The following is a 435-nucleotide window of genomic DNA, read 5'->3' on the forward strand; positions in this document are numbered from 1 at the left end:
ACTGTCAAGACCACTTGCACCGGCGTGGAAATGTTCCGCAAGCTGCTGGATCAGGGTCAGGCTGGTGACAACGTTGGCGTGCTGCTGCGTGGTACCAAGCGTGAAGACGTTGAGCGTGGTCAGGTTCTGGCCAAGCCGGCTTCCATCACCCCGCACACCAAGTTCCAGGCTTCGGTATACGTACTGAGCAAGGAAGAAGGCGGTCGTCATACTCCGTTCTTCGCCAACTACCGTCCACAGTTCTACTTCCGTACTACTGACGTGACTGGTGCCATTACTCTGGCAGAAGGCGTTGAAATGGTAATGCCAGGCGACAACGTAGAGATCACTGTTGAACTGATCGCTCCGATCGCCATGGAAGATGGTCTGCGCTTCGCGATTCGCGAAGGTGGTCGTACCGTTGGTGCTGGCGTCGTTGCCAAGATCATCGCTTAA

The 435-nt window shown here is 55.6% G+C and carries 1 protein-coding gene; it reads left to right on the forward strand.

Features of this window, described 5'->3' with window-relative positions:
• A partial coding sequence (locus ACZ9W6_RS17595; RefSeq protein WP_465192488.1) for an EF-Tu C-terminal domain-related protein occupies positions 1–435 on the forward strand: 435 nt, incomplete at its 5' end.

The organism is Vogesella lacus (genome assembly GCF_979366295.1).